Source organism: Bacteroides sp. 1001302B_160321_D4 (assembly GCF_015667765.1).
In the GTDB taxonomy this organism is placed as follows: Bacteria; Bacteroidota; Bacteroidia; order Bacteroidales; family Bacteroidaceae; genus Bacteroides; species Bacteroides xylanisolvens.
The window spans coordinates 56,758-77,254 of the sequence record NZ_JADPLO010000020.1 but is presented as its reverse complement, the minus strand read 5'-3'; the positions used below and the strand labels follow the sequence as shown (position 1 = coordinate 77,254).

At 42.7% G+C, this 20,497-nt stretch carries 13 protein-coding genes; 11 read left to right on the top strand and 2 right to left on the bottom strand.

Annotation, left to right across the window (positions count from 1 at the left end):
- Positions 1-25 precede the first annotated feature (25 nt).
- Positions 26-1,321 carry a lytic transglycosylase domain-containing protein gene (locus KFO40_RS10135; RefSeq protein ID WP_128859630.1) on the top strand — a complete coding sequence of 432 codons (1,296 nt, stop codon included), beginning with the start codon at positions 26-28 and terminating at the stop codon, positions 1,319-1,321.
- Positions 1,322-1,393: 72 nt separating this feature from the next.
- Positions 1,394-3,634, top strand: a complete 2,241-nt coding sequence (locus KFO40_RS10130; RefSeq protein ID WP_015532345.1) for a RelA/SpoT family protein — start codon at positions 1,394-1,396, stop codon at positions 3,632-3,634.
- 36 nt (positions 3,635-3,670) lie between these two features.
- On the opposite strand, the gene KFO40_RS10125 is transcribed toward KFO40_RS10130, so the two are convergent.
- Together KFO40_RS10125 and KFO40_RS10120 are read right to left on the bottom strand one after the other, a co-directional pair.
- Positions 3,671-4,015: a MerR family transcriptional regulator gene (locus tag KFO40_RS10125; RefSeq protein WP_004301384.1), complete on the bottom strand. Its 345-nt coding sequence runs from the start codon at positions 4,013-4,015 to the stop codon at positions 3,671-3,673.
- 20 nt (positions 4,016-4,035) lie between these two features.
- Positions 4,036-5,004 carry a M23 family metallopeptidase gene (locus KFO40_RS10120; RefSeq protein ID WP_004305395.1) on the bottom strand — a complete coding sequence of 323 codons (969 nt, stop codon included), beginning with the start codon at positions 5,002-5,004 and terminating at the stop codon, positions 4,036-4,038.
- Between the two features lie 171 nt (positions 5,005-5,175).
- Here KFO40_RS10120 and alaS point away from each other — a divergent pair, with 171 nt between their 5' ends.
- The 9 genes from alaS to tnpC all read left to right on the top strand — a co-directional run bounded on the left by alaS (position 5,176) and on the right by tnpC (position 20,153).
- Positions 5,176-7,794: an alanine--tRNA ligase gene (gene alaS, locus KFO40_RS10115; RefSeq protein ID WP_009039028.1), complete on the top strand. Its 2,619-nt coding sequence runs from the start codon at positions 5,176-5,178 to the stop codon at positions 7,792-7,794.
- Positions 7,795-8,319: 525 nt separating this feature from the next.
- Positions 8,320-10,557, top strand: coding sequence for a GH92 family glycosyl hydrolase (locus tag KFO40_RS10110; RefSeq protein ID WP_211146315.1), 2,238 nt, complete (start codon positions 8,320-8,322; stop codon positions 10,555-10,557).
- 27 nt (positions 10,558-10,584) lie between these two features.
- Entirely contained in the window at positions 10,585-11,142 is a 558-nt protein-coding gene (locus KFO40_RS10105; protein ID WP_117683350.1) for an RNA polymerase sigma-70 factor, read from the top strand.
- A 34-nt stretch (positions 11,143-11,176) separates the two neighbouring features.
- Complete coding sequence (locus KFO40_RS10100) at positions 11,177-12,184, top strand: FecR family protein (RefSeq protein WP_004301377.1); 1,008 nt, start codon at positions 11,177-11,179, stop codon at positions 12,182-12,184.
- A gap of 44 nt (positions 12,185-12,228) precedes the next feature.
- Positions 12,229-14,535 carry a GH92 family glycosyl hydrolase gene (locus tag KFO40_RS10095; protein WP_087317474.1) on the top strand — a complete coding sequence of 769 codons (2,307 nt, stop codon included), beginning with the start codon at positions 12,229-12,231 and terminating at the stop codon, positions 14,533-14,535.
- 104 nt (positions 14,536-14,639) lie between these two features.
- Positions 14,640-16,910 carry a GH92 family glycosyl hydrolase gene (locus KFO40_RS10090; RefSeq protein ID WP_211146313.1) on the top strand — a complete coding sequence of 757 codons (2,271 nt, stop codon included), beginning with the start codon at positions 14,640-14,642 and terminating at the stop codon, positions 16,908-16,910.
- A gap of 819 nt (positions 16,911-17,729) precedes the next feature.
- Positions 17,730-18,119 carry a hypothetical protein gene (locus KFO40_RS10085; RefSeq protein ID WP_009041302.1) on the top strand — a complete coding sequence of 130 codons (390 nt, stop codon included), beginning with the start codon at positions 17,730-17,732 and terminating at the stop codon, positions 18,117-18,119.
- On the top strand, positions 18,107-18,457 hold the full coding sequence (tnpB, locus tag KFO40_RS10080; RefSeq protein WP_008642045.1) for an IS66 family insertion sequence element accessory protein TnpB: 351 nt from the start codon (positions 18,107-18,109) through the stop codon (positions 18,455-18,457). The genes KFO40_RS10085 and tnpB overlap by 13 nt, the downstream gene beginning before the upstream one ends.
- 94 nt (positions 18,458-18,551) lie before the next feature.
- Complete coding sequence (tnpC, locus tag KFO40_RS10075; RefSeq protein ID WP_120145338.1) at positions 18,552-20,153, top strand: IS66 family transposase; 1,602 nt, start codon at positions 18,552-18,554, stop codon at positions 20,151-20,153.
- Positions 20,154-20,497 lie beyond the last annotated feature (344 nt).

Here is a 20,497-nt window from a genome sequence, read left to right as displayed (position 1 = left end):
TTTAGATTGATCTTATTATTGAAGCATGAAGAAATTAGTTAACTATTGTTCGATTATTTTTCTTTTACTGGTGGCAACGTCGCAGGTAAAAGCGCAAAGTGTAGATGTAGTGATTCGTGAAAATGGAACTGAACGCAAAGAAAGCATCGACCTGCCTAAAAGTATGACATATCCACTTGACAGTCTGTTGAACGACTGGAAAGCCAAAAATTATATTGACTTAGGCAAAGATTGCAGTACAGCTGAAATCAACCCTTTATTCAGCGACTCTGTCTATATCGACCGCTTGTCACGCATTCCGGCTATCATGGAAATGCCTTATAATGATATTATCCGCAAATTCATCGATATGTATGCAGGACGCTTGCGCAATCAGGTTTCTTTCATGTTAAGTGCCTGCAACTTCTATATGCCGATTTTTGAAGAAGCATTGGATGCATACGGACTTCCACTGGAACTTAGATATCTCCCGATTATCGAATCTGCACTGAACCCCTCTGCCGTGTCACGCGCAGGCGCTTCCGGTCTGTGGCAATTTATGATTGGTACAGGTAAGATCTATGGCTTGGAATCAAACAGCCTGGTAGATGAACGACGCGACCCGATTAAAGCAACTTGGGCTGCCGCACGTTATCTCAAAGAAATGTACGATATCTATGGAGACTGGAATCTTGTGATTGCTGCTTATAACTGTGGCCCCGGTACTATCAACAAGGCAATCCGCCGTGCCAATGGCGAAACGGATTACTGGAAAATTTATAATTACCTGCCTAAAGAGACACGTGGTTACGTACCTGCCTTTATCGCCGCTAATTATGTGATGACTTACTATTGTGACCATAATATTTGTCCGATGGAAACAAATATCCCGGCAAGTACCGACACAGTACAAGTGAACAAGAACCTGCACTTCGAACAGATTGCTGATCTTTGCAATGTACCTTTGGATCAAATAAAGAGCTTGAATCCGCAATATAAGAAGCAAATGATTCCGGGTGACAGCAAGCCTTATACTTTAAGACTTCCTATCGATGCTATCAGTACCTTTATAGATAAGCAAGACACAATCTATGCACATCGCGCCGACGAATTGTTCCGCAACCGGAAAACCGTTGCAGTAAAGGAAATTACCCCCTCAACCCGCAAAACGACAGCAGCTGTTGCCGGTAAAGGCAAACTGACCTACTACACAATAAAAAGTGGAGACACTTTGTCAACTATCGCCGGAAAGTATGGCGTCACAATTAAGGATATACAAAGGTGGAATGGAATGTCCAACACCAAAATTGCTGCAGGAAAACGATTGAAAATATACAAATAAACAGCTTCCTGCTTGCATCGTTCGGAAATTTGCTTATTTTTGCAGAACTAAGCAAGTGAAAGGATAACAATTATGGATAATCTGCCCCCTAAAGAAATAAGTGATGAAGAGATGATCAATCAGGCGTTCCACGAACTACTGAATGATTATCTCAACACTAAACATCGCAAAAAGGTTGAAATCATTACGAAGGCTTTCAACTTCGCCAATCAGGCGCATAAAGGTATCAAACGTCGTTCGGGCGAACCTTATATTATGCACCCGATTGCCGTTGCAAGTATTGTATGTAATGAGATCGGCCTGGGTTCAACTTCTATATGTGCGGCCTTGTTGCATGATGTAGTAGAAGACACTGATTACACAGTAGAAGACATTGAAAATATCTTTGGCCCGAAGATTGCCCAAATTGTGGACGGACTGACCAAGATATCCGGCGGAATTTTCGGTGACCGTGCTTCAGCACAAGCAGAGAACTTCAAGAAGTTACTGCTCACTATGTCGAACGATATCCGGGTAATTCTTATCAAGATAGCCGACCGTTTGCACAACATGCGTACCCTCGGTTCCATGTTGCCCAACAAGCAATATAAGATTGCAGGCGAAACGCTTTACATCTATGCGCCACTCGCCAACCGCCTGGGTCTCTATAAAATAAAAACAGAGCTTGAGAATCTAAGCTTCAAATATGAACATCCCGAAGAATATGCGGAAATAGAAGAGAAGTTGAATGCCACAGCTGCCGAACGCGACAAAGTTTTCAACGACTTCACTGCTCCTATCCGTACACAGTTGGATAAGATGGGATTAAAATACCGGATACTTGCCCGCGTAAAATCAATCTATTCTATCTGGAACAAAATGCAGACCAAGCATGTTCCTTTTGAAGAAATATTTGATCTACTAGCTGTCCGTATCATCTTCGAGCCACGTAACATAGAAGAAGAACTCAACGACTGTTTCGACATTTACGTTTCCATCTCCAAGATATACAAGCCTCATCCGGACCGTCTGCGCGACTGGGTGAGCCATCCTAAAGCAAATGGTTATCAGGCATTGCATGTCACCCTGATGGGTAATAACGGACAATGGATTGAAGTCCAGATTCGTAGTGAACGAATGAATGACGTTGCCGAACAAGGTTTCGCCGCTCACTGGAAATACAAAGAAGGAGGAGGCAGCGAAGATGAAGGAGAGTTGGAAAAATGGTTGAAAACCATTAAGGAGATATTGGATGATCCGCAACCGGATGCCATTGATTTTCTGGATACCATCAAACTTAATTTATTTGCTTCTGAAATATTCGTATTCACCCCCAAAGGTGAGCTGAAGACTATGCCGCAGAATTCTACGGCTCTCGACTTCGCGTTTTCCCTGCATACGGATATTGGCAGCCATTGTATTGGTGCCAAAGTCAACCACAAATTAGTTCCGTTAAGCCATAAATTGCAAAGTGGTGACCAAGTTGAGATCCTGACTTCAAAATCGCAACGTGTGCAACCGCAATGGGAAGTTTTTGCAACCACTGCCCGTGCCCGTGCCAAGATAGCAGCCATCCTCCGCAAAGAGCGTAAAGCAAACCAGAAGATAGGTGAAGAAATCCTTAACGAGTTTTTGAAAAAAGAGGAAATCCGCCCTGAAGAAACCGTTATTGAGAAGCTGCGCAAACTGCATAATGCCAAGAATGAAGAAGAACTGCTGGCCGCCATTGGCAGCAAAGCAATCGTCTTGGGAGAAGCGGATAAGAATGAACTGAAAGAAAAGCAAACCAGTAACTGGAAGAAATATCTGACTTTCTCTTTCGGCAACAATAAAGAGAAGCAAGAAGAAAAAGAGCCGCAAGAAAAAGAAAAGATCAATCCGAAGCAAGTGCTCAAGCTGACAGAAGAAAGTTTGCAGAAGAAATATATCATGGCCGAATGTTGCCATCCTATTCCCGGTGATGACGTATTGGGATATGTGGATGAAAACGACCGGATCATTATCCACAAACGCCAATGTCCTGTTGCCGCCAAACTGAAGAGCAGTTATGGCAACCGTATATTAGCAACAGAATGGGATACACACAAAGAACTATCTTTCCTGGTATATATATATATAAAAGGTATAGACAGCATGGGACTTTTGAATGAAGTCACCCAGGTTATCTCCAGACAACTCAATGTAAATATCCGTAAGCTAACCATCGAAACCGAAGATGGTATCTTTGAAGGAAAAATTCAGTTATGGGTACATGACGTGGATGATGTGAAAACCATCTGTAACAATCTGAAGAAAATACAGAATATCAAACAGGTGAGCCGCGTAGAAGAATAACATTGATCGACACATTCGTTATCGATCAACGTTATTCTACTCCCGCCCATCCAATTCGCGTTTAATAGCCAAAAGCTCTTCTTTTATCGCTTTCAGCTTATTTACAATCTCATAATTACGAACCGTAGCTTCTTTATTATCTTTCAAACGTTGCCGGGCACCGGGAAGTGTCATGCCTTTTTCTTTTACCAAATGATAGATAAGACCGATCGTTTCTACGTCTTCTTTGCGGTACTGACGTATTCCTCTTCCCGCTGTCTTAGGAGAGATTTGCGGAAATTCCTTTTCCCAAAAACGGAGCAATGACGGATTGACTCCGAACATATCGGCAACCTCTCCTATTGAATAATATAGCTTCAATTCTTTATCTGTATTAAGCATAGCACTCCTGTTTTAAGATTTTAATCGAATACTTTACCATGATTGGCTGCCAACTGAATCATCTTTTCATAATCTTCGGCACTCAAATCCATGAAATAATAATTGACCGGATTCACTACCTGCCCTTTCACGTGCACTTCATAATGCAAATGCGGGCCGGTACTTTTTCCTGTACTACCCACTTTTCCGATAATCTCACCACGTACCACTTTCTTTCCGACTTTCGTATTAAATCCCTGCAAGTGAGCATACCGAGTAAGATACCCGAAACCATGATCTATCTCAATAGTATTACCGTATCCGGTTTCCCATCCCACTTTCACCACTGTTCCGTTTCCGGTAGCATAAACATCCGTTCCCGGATGAGCAGAGAAGTCCATGCCTGCATGGAACTTTGTCGTACCATAAATAGGGTCGATACGTGTACCATAACCGGATGCTGTCTGACGAAGATCTTTATTCGAAATAGGCTGTATGGCCGGAATACATTTCAGCATCTCATCATGGTTCTTACACATATCAATCACATCATCGAAAGATTTCGACTGGATATAAAGCCTTTTGGAAAGCACATCCAACTTTTGAGTCGTATTCACCACCAGCTTGGCATTCGCCAAATCCATCAGTTCTTCGTAACGGTTCGTCCCGCCATAACCTGCCTGACGAATAGCCGGAGAAACAGGATCTGCCTGTAAAATCACCCGATACAGATTATCGTCACGTTGCTGAATATCCTGAAGCACCCCCATAGCGTCGTCCAAACGCCGGGAAAGCACATTGTACTGCGCCAAAAGACGGCTGTTTTCAATTCTTAATTCCTTCTCCGACGGAGAACCAAAAATCAAAAGCAATACAATAAAGCAACCTGCTCCCAACCCCATTCCATAGAAAAGCCGACGCAGGATACTAAGCGCACGCTGCCGTACGGTAGGGTAAATTCGATCATAAGTCTGGGTCTGTGGATTATAGATGTAGTATACTTTGCGCATCTTTTTGGAAATATTTCGCTTGTTAATACGGCAAAAGTAATAAAAACAAGCTATCTTTGCACAGTTTTTACGAATTTATGAGTTGTGATTTATGATTTATTGGGGATTCCTCCCCTCTCTCATATCCCACAGCCCATAATTCATAATTCATAAATCATAATTCTTCATTATATGTTGACTGCAAAAGAGATCAGAGATTCATTCAAGAATTTCTTTGAGTCGAAAGGACACCACATCGTTCCCTCGGCTCCGATGGTGATTAAAGATGACCCTACCCTGATGTTTACGAACGCGGGTATGAACCAGTTTAAAGATATTATTTTGGGTAACCATCCGGCGAAATACCAAAGAGTCGCGGACTCGCAAAAATGTTTGCGTGTAAGCGGAAAGCATAATGACCTGGAAGAAGTAGGACACGATACGTACCACCACACCATGTTTGAAATGCTTGGTAACTGGTCGTTCGGCGATTACTTCAAGAAAGAAGCGATCAACTGGGCGTGGGAATATCTGGTAGAAGTTTTGAAACTGAATCCGGAACATCTCTATGCAACCGTATTTGAAGGAAGTCCTGAAGAAGGATTGAGCCGTGACGACGAAGCTGCTTCCTACTGGGAACAGTTCTTGCCGAAAGATCACATCATCAACGGTAACAAACACGACAACTTCTGGGAAATGGGTGATACAGGACCTTGCGGACCTTGTTCCGAAATCCATATCGACCTCCGTCCTGCTGAAGAACGTGCCAAGATCTCCGGTCGCGACCTCGTGAACCACGATCACCCGCAGGTAATTGAAATCTGGAACCTCGTGTTCATGCAATACAACCGCAAAGCAGACGGCAGTCTTGAGCCGCTTCCTGCCAAGGTTATTGATACCGGTATGGGATTCGAACGTCTTTGTATGGCTCTGCAAGGCAAAACATCCAACTACGACACAGACGTATTCCAGCCAATGTTGAAAGCTATTGCAGCAATGTCGGGTACAGAATATGGAAAAGACAAGCAACAAGATATTGCTATGCGTGTGATTGCCGACCATATCCGTACCATTGCATTCTCAATCACAGATGGCCAGTTGCCGTCTAATGCAAAGGCAGGTTATGTGATCCGCCGTATCCTTCGCCGTGCTGTTCGTTACGGATATACTTTCCTCGGACAGAAACAGGCATTTATGTATAAGTTGCTTCCTGTATTGATTGATAACATGGGAGAGGCTTATCCTGAACTAGTTGCACAAAAGACACTGATTGAAAAAGTAATCAAGGAAGAAGAAGAATCATTCCTCCGCACTTTGGAAACTGGTATCCGTCTATTGGACAAGACAATGGAAGATACCAAAGCCAATGGAAAAACTGAAATCAGCGGTAAAGATGCCTTTACTTTATATGATACATTCGGTTTCCCGCTCGACTTGACAGAGCTGATTCTCCGTGAAAACGGAATGACTGTCAACATTGAAGAGTTCAATGAAGAAATGCAGCAACAGAAACAGCGTGCACGTAATGCTGCCGCCATCGAAACTGGTGACTGGATTGTACTGAAAGAAGGAACTACTGAATTCGTTGGTTACGATTACACTGAATACGAGGCTTCTATCCTTCGTTACCGTCAGATCAAACAAAAGAACCAGACATTGTATCAGATTGTACTCGACTATACTCCGTTCTATGCAGAAAGTGGTGGTCAGGTAGGTGATACAGGTGTATTGGTGAGCGAGTTCGAGACGATTGAAGTGGTCGACACAAAGAAAGAGAATAATCTTCCGATACATATTACCAAAAAGCTACCCGAACATCCGGAAGCTCCGATGATGGCTTGTGTAGATACCGACAAACGTGCTGCCTGCGCAGCCAATCACTCGGCGACCCACTTGCTGGATGCTGCTTTACGTGAAGTATTGGGTGAACACATCGAACAGAAAGGTTCATTGGTTACACCGGATTCATTGCGTTTCGACTTCTCTCACTTCCAGAAAGTGACCGATGAAGAAATCCGTAAAGTTGAACATATCGTCAATGCAAGAATCCGCGCTAATATCCCATTGAAAGAATATCGCAATATTCCTATCGAGGAAGCTAAGGAGTTGGGAGCTATCGCTCTCTTTGGTGAAAAGTATGGCGACAGAGTTCGTGTGATCCAGTTCGGCACTTCTATCGAGTTCTGTGGTGGTACACATGTAGCTGCAACCGGAAATATCGGTATGGTAAAAATCATCTCCGAAAGTTCTGTTGCTGCCGGCGTTCGCCGTATTGAAGCTTATACCGGAGCACGCGTGGAAGAAATGCTGGATACGATACAAGATACACTTAGCGACTTGAAGGCTCTCTTCAATAATGCTCCTGACTTAAGAATTGCAATCCGTAAATATCTGGATGAAAATGCAGGATTGAAAAAGCAGGTAGAAGACTTCATGAAAGAGAAAGAAGCAGCTTTGAAGGAAAGACTACTGAAAAATGTACAAGAGATCCACGGTATCAAAGTAATCAAGTTCTGTGCCCCACTACCGGCAGAAGTAGTGAAGAATATCGCTTTCCAGCTTCGGGGTGAAATCACAGAAAACTTGTTCTTCGTAGCCGGAAGTACAGACAATGGCAAACCGATGCTGACAGTAATGCTTAGCGATAATTTGGTTGCTGGTGGTCTGAAAGCTGGTAATCTGGTAAAAGAAGCTGCAAAACTGATTCAAGGTGGCGGCGGTGGCCAACCTCACTTCGCTACTGCAGGAGGTAAAAATGCTGATGGACTACCGGCAGCAGTTGAAAAAGTACTGGAGCTGGCAGGAATCTAAGAATAAATAAAAGAGGCTGTCTAACAAGCCCCGAAAAAAAAGAAATCACCCCTGTCAGAGTTTGTTCTGATAGGGGTGAAATCGTTAAAAAGAGACTTATAGACAACCTCTTTTACGTAAAGACTTAAAATTAGACGCGTCTGAATAAATACATAAGAAACTCCCTATCAATGTAGAAAAAAAATAGTGACGGTATATGCACAGGATAGTGACGGTATCGCTGGCATATAGCGTCACTATTTGCATCGGATAGCATCACTATTTTACAGAAGGGAATTCACCAACAACAATTTCGGCTTGAATCCCCTTTTGAATCCCCTATAAAAGCATCGGGGAAGGATACTTCCTACCCTCCCCAAAAACCAAACAAACCTGGTAAGAAATAGAAGTCTATTTGTCTCTTTCTAAAAATATTAGCTTATAATTTAGGCTTGTCACAGTTTTTTTCTACCTTTGTGACCAGATTAATTATTTTTCTTATCCTTCAAATAAATAAAATAAGTAATCACTAATACCTAAAGAATGATGAGAACACCTGCTTATCTATGCCTGCTGTTAACCTGCATGCTCATTTCTTGTACCCCTACGCAAGAAAAACACGAAATAGATTACACATCTTATGTAAATCCATTTATCGGAACAGACTTCACTGGAAACACTTATCCTGGTGCCCAAGCTCCTTTCGGCATGGTGCAACTTAGCCCGGACAACGGACTCCCCGGATGGGACCGTATCTCCGGTTATTTCTATCCGGACAGTACGATTGCCGGTTTCAGCCACACACATCTTTCCGGTACTGGAGCGGGAGATTTGTATGACATTTCTTTCATGCCAGTCACCCTTCCCTACAAAGAAGCGGAAACACCGCTTGGCATCCACTCTAAATTCTCCCACAAGGATGAAAGTGCTCATGCCGGTTATTATCAAGTACGCCTGACTGATTATAACATCAACGTCGAACTGACTGCCACCGAGCGTTGTGGTATCCAACGTTATACGTTTCCGGAAGCCCAATCTGCTATCTTCTTAAATCTGAAGAAAGCCATGAACTGGGATTTTACCAACGATTCTCATATCGAAGTCGTAGACTCCGTCACCATTCAAGGTTACCGTTTCTCCGACGGCTGGGCACGCGATCAACACATCTATTTCCGCACCCGATTCTCCAAGCCTTTTGAGAAAATGGAACTGGACACAACTGCCATCATCAAAGATAACAAACGTATCGGCACCGCTGTTATCGCCCGCTTCGATTTCAATACCCAAAAGGATGAACAGATATTAGTAAACACTGCCATTTCCGGTGTCAGCATGGAAGGAGCAGCCAAAAACCTGCAAGCTGAAGTCCCCGAAAATGACTTCGACAAATACTTGGCGGAAACAAAAGCAAACTGGAACCGCCAGCTCGGAAAGATTGAAATAAAAAGCGATAATGAGAACGATAAAGTAAACTTCTACACCGCTCTCTATCACTCAATGATTGCTCCAACTATTTACAGTGATGTAGACGGAGCTTACTACGGTCCCGATAAGAAAGTGCACCAAGCCGACGGCTGGGTTAATTATAGTACTTTCTCCCTATGGGATACATACCGTGCCGCCCACCCGCTCTTTACTTATACCGAACCCGAGCGTGTAAACGACATGGTGAAATCCTTCATCGCCTTCTACGAACAGAATGGCCGCCTACCGGTGTGGAACTTCTACGGAAGTGAAACAGACATGATGATCGGTTATCATGCTGTTCCTGTTATTGTAGACGCCTATCTGAAAGGAATCGGCGACTTCGACGCAAAGAAAGCCTTGGATGCTTGCATAGCAACGGCTAATCTGGATAATTACCGCGGCATCGGACTCTACAAAGAATTAGGATACATACCTTACAACGTAACGGACCACTACAACGCAGAAAACTGGTCGTTATCCAAAACACTGGAATACGCTTTCGATGACTATTGCATTGCCGAAATGGCGGAGAAGATGGGCAAACAAGACATTGCGGACGAATTTTACAAACGTTCTCAAAACTACAAGAATGTATATAACCCCGCCACTTCTTTCATGCAGCCACGTGACGACAAAGGCACCTTTATCAAGGATTTCAAAGCCGATGACTATACGCCACACATTTGCGAAAGCAACGGATGGCAATACTTTTGGTCTGTACAGCATGACATTAACGGACTGATCGACCTTGTAGGAGGTAAAAACCGATTTGCCGAAAAACTGGACAGTATGTTCACCTATCATCCGGCAGCAGATGACGAACTACCTATCTTCAGCACGGGCATGATAGGACAATATGCGCATGGCAATGAACCGAGCCATCATGTTATTTATCTGTTCAATGCTATAGGACACGAAAATCGCACACAAGAATATGTAGCCAAAGTGATGAACGAGCTCTACAAGAACGAACCAGCCGGTCTTTGTGGCAACGAAGATTGCGGACAGATGTCAGCATGGTATGTATTCAGTGCGATGGGATTCTACCCCGTCAATCCCGTCAGTGGAAAATACGAGATAGGTACTCCCCTATTCCCGGAAATGCAATTACATCTGGCGAATGGAAAGACTTTCACCGTACTGGCCCCCAAAGTGAACAAAGAAAATATCTATATCCAATCCATCAAAATAGATGGAAAACCGTATGACAAAACATATCTTACTCACGAGCAAATCATGAGTGGAGCAACTGTCGAATTCGAAATGAGTAACACCCCTAAAGCAATTGGAGTCATATTCGAAGAAAATAACCCATAAGCCAAACCTGAACAACCAATTGAGAGAATGAACGAAAACTTCGATATAACCTATAAAGCACTATTTCGCCGGTACTATCCCAGCCTGATTTTCTATGCAACCCGTCTGGTGGGAGAAGAAGAAGCAGAGGATGTAGTGCAGGACGTATTTGTAGAATTATGGAAGCGGAAAGACCACATAGAGATAGGCGACCAAATCCAGGCCTTTCTCTATCGTGCCGTTTACACCCGTGCCCTTAACGTCTTGAAACACCGCAGTGTGGAAGACGGTTATTGTGTTGCCATGGAAGAAATCAACCAAAGACGCGCAGAATTCTATCAACCGGACAACAACGAAGTAATTCGGAGGATCGAAGATAAGGAACTCCGCAAGGAAATTCATGATGCAATTAATGAACTCCCTGACAAATGCAAAGAGGTTTTCAAACTTAGCTATCTGCATGATATGAAAAACAAGGAAATAGCCGATATTCTCGGAGTTTCACTCCGCACGGTGGAAGCCCATATGTATAAGGCTTTAAAATACTTGCGTGGCCGACTTGATCCTCTTTGGACGATTCTTTTCTTATTTTTATGGCGATTATAATAAGTGTTTTTGCGTTTTGAATTGTATTACTAATATGAAGGAAAAGAAAATGAGTAATCTGAGTGAAGAAATAATAAACAGATATCTGACAGGACAGTGTTCTGAAGAAGAGCTTATCGAGGTCAATGCCTGGATGAAGGAATCGGAAGAAAATGCCCGCCAGCTCTTTCGTATGGAAGAAATTTATCATTTGGGTAAATTCGACCAGTACACTGATGAACAACGGATACTTCGTGCGGAAAAACAACTCTATAAAAAGCTGGACGAAGAGAAAGGTAAACAGAGCAAAATACTAAGCATGCATCGCTGGATGAAATATGCCGCAGTGATTGCTGTGATGTTGGTCATGGGTGGTGGAGTCGGATATTGGTTCTATCAAAACGGAAACAATCAACAAATGATGGTTGCAGTAGCCAGCGAAGGCATTGTTAAGGAAGTAGTCTTGCCGGATGGCAGCAAGGTTTGGCTGAACAATGCAGCAACCTTGAAATATCCACGTGAGTTCTCCGAAAAGGAACGCAATGTCTACCTAGAAGGAGAAGCTTATTTTGAGGTCACCAAAAACCGCCATAAGCCATTCACCGTTCAAAGTGATGCAATACGCGTACGCGTATTGGGAACTACGTTCAATTTAAAATCCGATAAGCGTTGCCGGATAGCGGAGGCGACACTTATTGAAGGTGAGATTGAAGTAAAAGGCAATAAGGAAGAGGGGCAGATTATCCTCACTCCGGGACAACGTGCGGAACTGAACAAAAATAATGGACGATTGACCGTGAAACAAGTGGATGCCAAGTTGGATGCTGTTTGGCACGATAATCTGATTCCATTCCAAAAAGCAGATATCTTCACCATCACCAAAGCGCTGGAGCGTTTCTATGATGTGAAAATCATTCTGTCTCCTGACATTCAGACGGGTAAAACTTACTCCGGTGTACTGAAAAGGAAATCGAATATCGAGTCAGTGTTAAAATCATTGCAAAACTCTATACCTATTGATTATAAAATTGTCGGAAACAATATCTTCATTTCTCCCAAATAAGAAGTAAAAGATGAACCGGCTAAAACTTAAAAGCTATTAATACCATGAAATTAAAAACATTCCTAATAGTAGGATGTTTAGGAGGTTTATTCACACTTAGCTCCTGCACAGCCCCCACTAATGTAAAAGACTATAGTGCTTACGTCAACCCTTTCATCGGTACCGGTGGACATGGTCATACCTTCCCTGGAGCGGTAGTTCCCCACGGGATGATTCAGCCCAGTCCGGACACCCGGATCGATGGTTGGGATGCTTGTTCCGGTTATTATTATGCCGACTCTACCATCAATGGCTTCTCACACACACACGTCAGCGGTACAGGTTGTTGCGACTATGGAGATGTCTTGCTCATGCCAACTGTGGGTAAGCAACAATATCGTACAACCGATCCCCAAAGCCAGCGACTAGCATACGCTTCCTCTTTCTCACATAAGAATGAAATCGCAGAACCAGGATATTATTCTGTCTTTCTTGATACTTATCAGGTGAAAGCTGAAATTTCATCCACCAAACGAGGAGCAATCCATCGCTATACTTTTCCCGAAAACACCGAATCCGGATTTATCATCGACCTGGATTACAGCCTGCAACGACAGACTAACTCCGAGATGGAAATAGAAGTAATAAGCGATACGGAAATCTGTGGACATAAGAAAACAACTTATTGGGCTTTCGACCAATACATCAACTTCTACGCTAAATTTTCCAAACCATTCTCTTATACGCTCGTTACGGATTCTATCACCATGGACAATGGCAAACGGCTTCCTGTCTGCAAAGCATTATTGCATTTCAACACCAGTAAAGACGAGCAGGTTCTTGTTAAAGTAGGTGTGTCCGCTGTCGATATTGCCGGTGCACGGAAGAACGTTGAATCAGAAATTCCCGGATGGGATTTCGAGAAAGTACGTAAAGACGCACGTACGGCATGGAATGAATATCTTTCCAAAATTGATATTACAACTTCCGATAAAGAAGATAAAGCCATCTTCTACACGGCCCTCTATCATACGGGAATCAGTCCAAATCTGTTCACTGATGCAGACGGACGTTATTTAGGAATGGATCTTGAAGTGCATCAAGGAGACACCCTTAATCCGATATACACTGTATTTTCTTTATGGGATACTTTCCGTGCGCTACATCCGCTAATGACTATCATTGATCCTGATCTGAATAATCACTTTATCAATTCGTTAATTAAGAAGCATCAGGAAGGTGGGATATACCCCATGTGGGACTTGGCTTCCAATTACACCGGCACTATGATTGGTTATCATGCTGTTCCGGTCATCGTGGATGCCTACATGAAAGGGTATCGCAATTTTGATGCCAAAGAGGCTTATAAAGCCTGCCTGCGTGCCGCCGAATATGACACTACCGGCATCAAATGTCCGGATTTGGTATTGCCTCATCTCATGCCTAAAGCAAAATATTATAAGAATGCCATCGGATATATCCCTTGTGACCGCGAAAACGAATCAGTGGCCAAAGCTCTGGAATATGCGTATGATGACTGGTGTATCTCTATCTTTGCAGAAGCAATGAGTGATTTTGAATCCAAAGCAAAGTATGAACGCTTTGCCAAGGCGTACGAATTTTATTTCGACAAATCAATCCGCTTCATGCGTGGACTGGACTCAAAAGGTGAATGGCGTACTCCATTCAATCCGCGTGCATCTACTCACCGCAGCGATGATTATTGTGAAGGAACAGCTTGGCAATGGACTTGGTTTGTGCCGCATGATGTAGAAGGATTAGTCAATCTGATGGGTGGAGAAGATGCTTTTGTCCAGAAACTCGATTCCTTATTCTCGGCCGATTCATCACTTGAAGGTGAGACAACCTCATCAGATATCAGCGGACTTATCGGGCAATATGCACATGGAAACGAACCAAGTCACCATGTGATCCATCTATATAACTACGTTAACCATCCTTGGAGAACTCAAGAGTTGGTGGATAGCGTTTACCGAAGTCAGTATACCAACAGTATAGACGGTCTTTCGGGCAATGAGGACTGCGGTCAGATGTCTGCCTGGTATATACTCAACTCTATGGGATTCTATCAGGTATGTCCCGGCAAGCCGGTATATTCCATCGGACGTCCTGCCTTCGACAAAGCAGTTATCAATCTGCCTGAAGGAAAGACTTTCAGTATTGTAGTAAAGAATAATGGGAAAAAGAATAAATACATTGAAAGTGTATTGCTGAACGGTAAAGCTCTAAACATTCCATTCTTTAACCATCAGGATATTGCGAATGGAGGAACGATGGAAATCAAGATGACCGATCATCCTACGAAATGGGGAGTCCTCTCTCCGGCTCTCTCCTCCAAAGAAGAGGAATGAGTTGGTACTAGCTGTTCAAATTGAATAAAAAAAACAAAACCTTGAAAAATAAATTGGCTCAATCGATTTCTGATTCGATTGAGCCATAAATAATAAATAAGACCATGAAAAAGTATCTCCTATTAGTATGTGCATTAAGTTGTATCGTCTTTGCAAAAGCCAAAGACTGGACGCAGTATATCAATCCGCTTATGGGTTCTCAATCTAGTTTCGAGTTATCAACTGGTAATACTTATCCGGCCATTGCCCGTCCGTGGGGGATGAATTTCTGGACTCCACAGACAGGAAAGATGGGAGACGGATGGCAATACACTTATACGGCTAATAAGATTCGTGGATTTAAACAAACACATCAACCCAGTCCGTGGATTAATGATTACGGACAATTCTCTATTATGCCTGTAGTAGGCAAACCGGAATTCAATGAAGAGAAGCGTGCCAGTTGGTTTGCCCACAAAGGAGAAACTGCCACTCCTTATTATTATAAAGTATATCTTGCAGAGCATGATGTAGTGACAGAAATGGCTCCAACCGAGCGTGCCGTTCTTTTCCGTTTCACTTTTCCGGAAAACGATCATTCGTATGTTGTAGTGGATGCCTTTGATAAGGGATCGTATATTAAGGTTATTCCGGAAGAAAACAAGATTATCGGTTACACGACCCGCAACAGCGGTGGAGTTCCCGAAAACTTTAAAAATTACTTTATTATTGAATTCGACAAGCCTTTCACTTATAAAGCTACGGTAGCCAATGGCAATCTGCAGGAAAATGTTACCGAACAGACAACAGATCATGCCGGAGCCATTATTGGTTTCCAAACACATAAGGACGAACAAGTACATGCAAGAATTGCTTCTTCTTTCATCAGTTTTGAACAGGCAGCTTTAAATATGAAAGAGTTGGGCAAAGATAATATCGAACAGCTAGCCAAAAAAGGAAAAGAAGCGTGGAACCAAGTATTAGGCAAAATAGAAGTAGAAGGAGGCAATCTCGACCAATATCGCACATTCTATTCTTGTTTATATCGTTCATTGCTCTTCCCACGCAAATTCTACGAACTGGATGCTGCCGGACAACCTGTTCATTACAGTCCTTATAATGGGCAAGTATTACCGGGGTATATGTATACCGACACAGGCTTTTGGGATACTTTCCGTTGCCTATTCCCGTTATTGAACCTAATGTACCCGTCAGTCAACAAGGAAATGCAGGAAGGTCTGATCAATACATATAAAGAGAGCGGTTTCTTCCCGGAATGGGCAAGTCCGGGGCACAGAGGCTGTATGGTTGGTAACAACTCTGCTTCTGTCTTAGTGGATGCTTACATGAAAGGAGTGAAAGTGGACGATATAAAAACATTGTATGAAGGGCTGATTCACGGAACGGAGAATGTACATCCACAAGTATCATCAACAGGACGTCTGGGATATAAATATTACAATAAACTGGGCTACGTGCCTTATGATGTAAAAATCAATGAGAACGCCGCACGCACGTTGGAATATGCATACAATGACTGGTGTATCTACCAACTGGCAAAGGAACTTAAACGTCCGAAAAAAGAGATTAATCTTTTCGCAAAACGTGCCATGAACTACAAGAATCTTTTCGATAAGGAATCTAAGTTAATGCGTGGACGCAACGAAGATGGTACATTCCAATCTCCTTTCTCTCCGCTGAAATGGGGAGATGCTTTTACGGAAGGAAATAGCTGGCACTATACTTGGTCGGTATTCCACGATCCTCAAGGATTGATTGACTTGATGGGTGGAAAAGAGATGTTTATCACCATGATGGATTCTGTTTTTGCCGTACCTCCTATTTTTGATGATAGCTACTACGGCCAAGTGATTCATGAAATCCGTGAAATGACTGTGATGAATATGGGTAACTATGCACATGGCAATCAACCGATTCAGCACATGATTTATTTATATGACTATGCAGGACAACCTTGGAAAGCCCAATACTGGTTGCGTCAAGTAATGGATCGTATGTACTCTCCTACTCCGGACGGCTATTGTGGCGACGAGGACAACGGACAAACTTCTGCCTGGTATGTATTCTCGGCATTAGGTTTCTATCCTGTTTGTCCGGGAACGGATGAATATATTATAGGTGCTCCGTTATTCAAGAAAGCTACACTCCATTTTGAAAATGGCAATAGTTTGGTTATTGATGCTCCGAATAATAGTAAGAAAAAATTTTATGTCAATTCGATGAATGTCAATGGTGCTGATTACACTAAAAATTATCTCCGACACGAAAATTTGCTCAAGGGAGGTACGATCAATGTTGAAATGAGTAATCAACCTAATCAGAATAGAGGAACTAAAGAAGAAGATATGCCCTATTCTTTCTCTAAGCAACAATAATCCTTGCGGGATAATTTAGCCCTAATCTTGGTTTGAGTCTTTCTGTATTGCACCGAAATGAGCCAAATGAACATTTATTGAAACGCAGATTAACGCAGATTTTCGCAAAGAATAAAAAAGTTCTCAAACATGGCGCAGCCTTCTAATAATCTGCGAAAATCTGCGTTAATCTGCGTTTCAATACTTATTTGCTAAAATATCAATTGATTCAGCACCGTACGGAAATGAGTAAAATGATACAGGTTTGAATACATAGTGAGAAAAACATCTATCATAGTATCATTCATTTTAATAATCTTCTAATTATCAAAGGAATAAGTATGATAGATAACTTTTAGAAAATGCATCTATCATACTTTTATTGCAAAAAACGGGTATCTATCACACCCATACTATATCTATTTAGTGTAGCATTAGGTGAGAGTATCCATTTAAAGGCATAAGAATGCACACTTTATAGGATGATAACCTGTATTGACAACTTAATAATCTATTGGAAGCGGCTGTCTTTCTATAGTTCACATGTGCAGGCTGTACAGCCCACGTATGTAAACCGTGCAGCCCACACATGCGGACTGTACAGCACACATACGTGGGCTATAAACTTATCGCCATTACATTTACATTATTAAGCCACGATAATCAGATTTATATGGCTCCCTTGTGACAAAAACAAGCTATCTTACACCTATTATGACCCTTATATGGCTATTTTGCACAATGATAGATAACCTGTTTTTAGTAAGCGTCTCGGCGATGCCATATTTTCTATCTTAATTTTTCCTTTTAGCTTTGCGTCATAATAAAAAAACACATCTTATGACTGCACATGACTTGTACACCCGTACCTTATCGGATTATAAATCCTGTTTATGTTCTTCTCCTGCCTTAACTCTTCGTAGTTATTGCCGTGAACGACATGTAAACTACCATGGTATGTGTCTTTGGCTTTCCCGTCACGGCATCAGTATCCGTGAGTTGCGTCCCTCTTCTTCCGTCACCACCGCTAAAGAGCCTGCATCCTCTTTCAGCCGTTTGCTTCCGGTCTGCTCTTCCTCTTCCTCCTCTCCGGATATGCTTTACGGGGTTACCATCACTTTCCCTGACGGAGTGACTGTTTCTATCAAGCAAGGCAGTTCTTTTAGCGTCAGCCGTTTTATCGACCGTTATAACAGTAAAATTCAGGAGGAAAAGTCATGTTTGCTTTAACCGATGGCATGCATTATTATCTGTGCCAGCATTATGTTGATATGCGTAAAGGCATGACCGGACTTTACCGGCTTGTCAAGTCCGACATGTCCCTTTCTCCCGTTTCGGGTGACGTATTTGTGTTTTTCTCCCGCAAACGTGACATGGTTAAAATTTTGCGGTGGGATACGGACGGTTTTATTCTCTATCAGAAACGACTGGAAGAAGGCACCTTTGAGGTTCCCCGTTTTAATCCCGATACAGGGTCTTATGAGCTCTCCTGGAAGACTTTTCTTTTGATAATGCAGGGCGTCTCGCTCCGGTCTGCCAAATGCAGGAAACGGTTCCGATTGAGGTGACATCCTAATATAGTAATCTGTATATCAATATATTACATTGCAAATACTTCGCTAATTTCTTTGTCTTCCGGTTCTTTTTTCTTATCTTTGACACATGCAAAAGGACCGGCTCATAGAACTTCTGGAGGATCAAATCAGATCTTTAAAAGAACAGCTTGAAGCGGCTGCCAGGCGTGAGGAGCATGGGCAGCTGCTTATCTGCGAATTGACGATGCAGGTCCGGCAATTAACCGAAAGTGTCCATTCATTAGAAGAGGCGTTGACCTTGAAAAATGGTAAACTGAAGAAACAGGAGAACATCAGTCGTGGCTTAGGCAAACTTATAAGCAACGAGTCTGAAAAGCAGGTACCGGGTAAAGCGGAGGCGGTCCGGCAGACGTCTCCTTCCCGTCCATGCCCTTCTCCCAAAGAGCGGGGAAACAATAAATCCAAACGCAAGGAGCATTTTGAACTGGAAGAGAAGGTAATCGAAGTCAATCCCGAACATCCCCTTTTCAGCATATCCCTTGCCAAATTCATGGGATACCGTGATTCTATCCGTTATGTCTACACTCCTCCGAAATTTGAAAAGCTTGTCTACCGGCAAAACATTTATAGCTTAAACGGAACAGTCTTCTGCGGTTCCGCTCCCCAGGCACCTTTCCTTAACTCAAACTACGACGGATCTTTTGTAGCGGGTTTATGCCAGTTGCGCTATATCTACTCTATGAGTGTGGAGCGGATTATCGGCTTCTTCCGTGAAAGCGGATTTGAGCTTGAAAAGCCCACCGCGCATCACCTGCTGGGCAGAGCGGCCGAAGTGTTGGAAAACCTTTACAGGGCGTTGAGAACGGCCGTGCTTGAAGACTCTTATCTTTGTTGTGATGAAAGTTACCACAAAGTCCTTGTGGAAGAGAAGAACAGTAGAGGCAAAGGGGTAAGGCAGGGGTATATCTGGGCGGCCGTCGCGGTCAGGCAGAAATTGATACTGTACCTCTACGAGAATGGCTCCCGTAGCGGGAAGGTGCTTTTTGACCTTCTTTCCGAATATGAGGGGACAGTACAAAGTGACGCATACAGTCCGTATAGAAAATTGGAAAGTGACGCCTATCCGGGAATTAAAAGAATCGCCTGCCTGCAGCATGTCAAAAGGAAGTTCCTTGAGGTACAGGAGGAACCGGACGCACAAAAGATCGTTGAACTGACGAACAAGCTGTATCAAAAAGAACATGAACACTGTGTTGGTCGACAGGGATGGACAGACAAGGATAACCTCAGGCACCGGAAAAGGTATGCGCCGCAGATACTCAGCGAAATAAAAAGGGAACTGCTCAGGATAAAGAGTAAGCCTGACTTGCTTCCCAAAAGTGAGATGGCGGGAGCGGTTGACTATATGCTCTCGCAATGGGAGGCCATTAAGGGCATCTTTACTGAAGGATATTACTACTTGGACAATAATTTGGTCGAGCGGTACAACCGATATATATCACTGTCCAGAAGAAATTCCCTTTTCTTTGGAAGCCATAAGGGGGCGGAAAGAGGTGCCTTATTTTATTCGCTGGCCTGTTCATGCAGAATGCAGGGAATAAATACCTTCGAATATATCACGGAGGTAATCAATAAAGCGGCAAAGCTACCACCAAATACGGACATAAAGGTATATAGAAATTTATTGCCGGACAAATGGAAAGAAAATAGAAGTAGGATCGAAACATAAAGAGGAGATGCTACTTCTATTTTTTTTGAGGGGGGGGCGGCATCGCCGAGACGCTTACTGTTTTTACTGGTAAAAGTATGATAGATGCATTTTCTAAAAGCTATCTATCATACTTATTCCTTTGATAATTAAAAGATTATTGAAATAAATGATACTATGATAGATATTTTATTTCACTATGTAGCATTTAATTCAAATATTTAGGAACATGAGCAAACGTTAGACTTGGAAAAGTTAGCGCCTGCCCGTTCTTTGAAAAAGCAATTAAAAAGAGGCTGACTCAAAAACAATCTTGAGACAGCCTCTCGAATACAAACTTTAACCTATATTCTTTTTAGACTCAA